The sequence below is a fragment of the Pontibacter rugosus genome (assembly GCF_042678745.1).
Classification (GTDB): domain Bacteria; phylum Bacteroidota; class Bacteroidia; order Cytophagales; family Hymenobacteraceae; genus Pontibacter; species Pontibacter rugosus.
Window position 1 is genome coordinate 1 of record NZ_JBHTLD010000337.1, and the last position, 3,194, is coordinate 3,194.

General features: G+C 45.6%; 3 protein-coding genes. 2 read left to right on the top strand and 1 reads right to left on the bottom strand.

Annotation, left to right across the window (positions count from 1 at the left end; genetic code table 11):
- Positions 1-511 precede the first annotated feature (511 nt).
- Positions 512-1,303, bottom strand: coding sequence for a phosphatase PAP2 family protein (locus ACFQ2O_RS20795; RefSeq protein WP_377532660.1), 792 nt, complete (start codon positions 1,301-1,303; stop codon positions 512-514).
- A gap of 139 nt (positions 1,304-1,442) precedes the next feature.
- On the opposite strand from ACFQ2O_RS20795, the gene ACFQ2O_RS20800 reads away from it, so the two are divergent.
- Complete coding sequence (locus ACFQ2O_RS20800) at positions 1,443-2,003, top strand: DUF4864 domain-containing protein (RefSeq protein WP_377532662.1); 561 nt, start codon at positions 1,443-1,445, stop codon at positions 2,001-2,003.
- 84 nt (positions 2,004-2,087) lie between these two features.
- Positions 2,088-3,098 carry a dipeptidase gene (locus tag ACFQ2O_RS20805; RefSeq protein ID WP_377532664.1) on the top strand — a complete coding sequence of 337 codons (1,011 nt, stop codon included), beginning with the start codon at positions 2,088-2,090 and terminating at the stop codon, positions 3,096-3,098.
- Positions 3,099-3,194 lie beyond the last annotated feature (96 nt).

Below are 3,194 nucleotides of genomic sequence, written 5' to 3' on the forward strand. Positions count from 1 at the left end.
GTTATCTACAGCAGATGGTTGCGCATTTAGTTGAATTTATATAGAATAGCTTATCTTAAAAATAACCTATATAGCTATAGCAGATCATATGTAAAAGGCCATATTGTATCGGTAAAGTAAAAAAGTCAGCTACTTAAAGTCGCTCTAACTAAAACTAGTATAACTTTAGGTGGGAAAGCAGATCAGAAATCGATTTTGGCATGTCCTCCTCTAACGCAAGTGCTCCCGGATTTTAGAAAAATGCAAAAAGTTTCTCCCTAAGAATGGTGAAATCTAAACTCCCGCAAGATTTCATATTATGGTTGAACTGGGCAAAGCTTTCAGCTTTCGTGGAAGATGTTGAGGCCTGCATACCCAAGCATTTGAAAAACTTGCCCCATGAAAGGCCTTAAGTTGAAAAACGAAGCAGTAGTTTTGAGAATGTAGAGGCGAATATTTTATGAGTTCGCCCCCTCCTCCGCGGTCAAACTAGAGGGAGGATAGAAGAGTAACGCTACAAATTAATCTCCACTCAACTACCAGAGCTATCGCTGCGCTTTTTCTGCCGATACATCAGCACCTCCATAATACTTATACTTACCAGAAGCCATAAGCTCCCCAGCAATAGTCCCGCCAGTACATCAGACAGATAGTGTACTCCCAAATAGATTCTACTAAAGCAAACAAACAGGATAAGTATAGCCGCTATTGTTACGCTTAATTTTCGTAGCACGGGCTTGTTGTAATGGCGGTAAAGAAAGAAAGCAATCATGCCAAATAATACCAGGGCAGTGGTGGAATGTCCGCTTGGAAAGGAAAAGTGCTCTACCACGTAGTAAGCTACATCGGCAGGGCGCTCACGGCTGATGATGGTTTTGCCATACCTGACCGACAGCCCCGTACCAGCCAACGGTAGCCAGAAAGCCAGCAGAGCAACCCACTTTCTCCGCGCAAGAAATATGACTGTGGCTACCCCACCAATTAGAAATACGGCCAGCTTATCGCCTAACTGTGTGATGCCGTACATCACCCGGCTTAGCCACTCCGTCCGCATATTGTAGAGAAGATCTGTAAACTGTTTATCTACCACCACTACCCACTCCGACTCCATAACACTTTCAGTAAGGTTGGAGAGCAGTAGCAAGTTTACCACCAAGGCGACAAAGACCAGGGTCAGAGGTAAGCCTACGAAAAGCCTGGTGTGGAAGCGGTTTGCCACAAAAGCTGTGAGCTTAGGGTGCTTCTGCCGAAAATTATGCACCGTCGGCTGGTGTAGCACCCAGTTGGTAGCGCTGCGGACTCTATGTGAAAGAATATTTTTCATGATTATATGCTAATGTGGCTATACGCAGGCGGCAGGCTTTGTTACGCATTTCAGGATATTGGCAGGGCCAGCGCATGCTTTCACCTCAAAAACATGCTGCGCCACAACAATCCACACCTAAATAAAGTACATAATTAGTATGAAGAAGAGAGATAATGTGTTCGACAAGATAATGTTGGCGATAGGCATATTGCTCCTGGTGCTGTTCTGGTCAAACTTTCCGGCCGCGCCTATCCCCAACGACCCAACTTACGCCACCTATACTTCAGCAGGTACTGAAGCTAGCTACGGTTCTAAATGGACTTATTTAAAACCAGATAAGACACTTTCAGCAGAGGAAGTGATAAACATACAGCTACGCGCTTTGCAGCAAAATGATAAAACAGACAGCGGTGTGATCACTGTTTTCAACTTCTCATCACCTGTAAACCGGATGCACCTGGGCCCGCTGGAACACTTCCGCCTCATGGTGCGCGACCCTGCTTACCGCCCGATGCTCAACTTTAAAAGTCACAAAAAAGGACAATTAGTTGTATCAGGCAAATCGGCTTATCAGCTGGTGGTCATAGAGAGCCCGGATGGGCAGCAGGAAGCCTTTATGTTTATACTTGCCAAACAGCGCAAAGGCAATTACAAAGACTGCTGGATGACCGAGGGGATAGCACGCATGGAGCAAAGCAGAGCCACCACGCAAATCTAAGTATAAAGCCAGCTAGATACAGCTGCGCTAACTTTTATACTTTGTTTTACCGTATCTTAGGTTCATACACTTGATTTATACTTTATGAACCAACCTACGGCTCTGCGCTTACCCATTATTGATATGCACTGCGACCTACTGGTATACCTGTCTGATGTTCCAGGTGCCGACATGAGCAAGGTAGAGGATATCGGTTGTGCAGCTCCAGCGCTAACAGAAGGAAATGTAAAACTGCAGGTAATGGCTATTTATTCGCCTACCGAAGTAGGCAGCACCCGATATGCTGCGCTGCAACGGGATATGTTCCGACAGTTAACCGATAGTGATAATAGCCTGACAGCAGTAGGTAGTGCAGCACAGTTACAAGAAGCCATACAACAGCCTGCTAAAACAGGTATGGTAGTAGCCATAGAAAACGCCTCCGGTATCTGTGAGCAGTCAGATGAGCTGGAAGAAGGCTTTAAACGCCTGGAGAAGATCATAGAAACATGCGGCCGTGTGCTGTACATTAGCCTTACTCACCATAATGAAAACCGCTTTGGCGGGGGCAATAATTCTACGAAAGGCATAACAAGAGATGGCCGAATGTTGCTTGATTACCTGCATGGCCGCCGCATAGCCATTGACATGTCGCACACCAGCGATGCCCTTGCTGTTGATATACTTAACCACATTGATCAGGAGCGACTTGATATACCAGTGATTGCCAGTCACTCTAACTTCCGCCCAATATGGCACCACGAGCGCAACCTGCCTGACGAGATAACACAGGAGATTATACTTCGGAAGGGGCTCATTGGCATGAACTTCCTGCGCAAGTTTGTGCATACTGAGGATCCGGACGCGCTGCTGCACCATATACAGTATGGGCTAGCAAATGGAGCTGAAGATGCTATATGCTTTGGCGCCGACTATTTTTACTTTGCCGATGAAAAAGACAAAACCCGCTTTCCTTTTTACTATAAGGAGCATGAACAGGCAGGCAGCAGCTATTCGTACCTTTTAGAGCGCCTGCACGAGCTACTATCGCCGGAGCAACTACAGAAGTTAGCTTACAAAAATGCACAACACTTTATAGAGCGCATCTGGAGCTGAAGCAAGGTGGGTTTCCTGTAAACAGGGGTAAAAGCTAATGTACAGGCATTTTTTCCTTTTAATTGAAATGCTGGTTTTTTAATTATTTGTTCATAT

What these genes read in the sequence shown, in the direction of transcription:
- ACFQ2O_RS20795 (WP_377532660.1), bottom strand. Translation starts at nt 1,303, where the DNA reads ATGAAAAATATTCTTTCACATAGAGTCCGCAGCGCTACCAACTGGGTG.
- ACFQ2O_RS20800 (WP_377532662.1), top strand. Translation starts at nt 1,443, where the DNA reads ATGAAGAAGAGAGATAATGTGTTCGACAAGATAATGTTGGCGATAGGC.
- ACFQ2O_RS20805 (WP_377532664.1), top strand. Translation starts at nt 2,088, where the DNA reads ATGAACCAACCTACGGCTCTGCGCTTACCCATTATTGATATGCACTGC.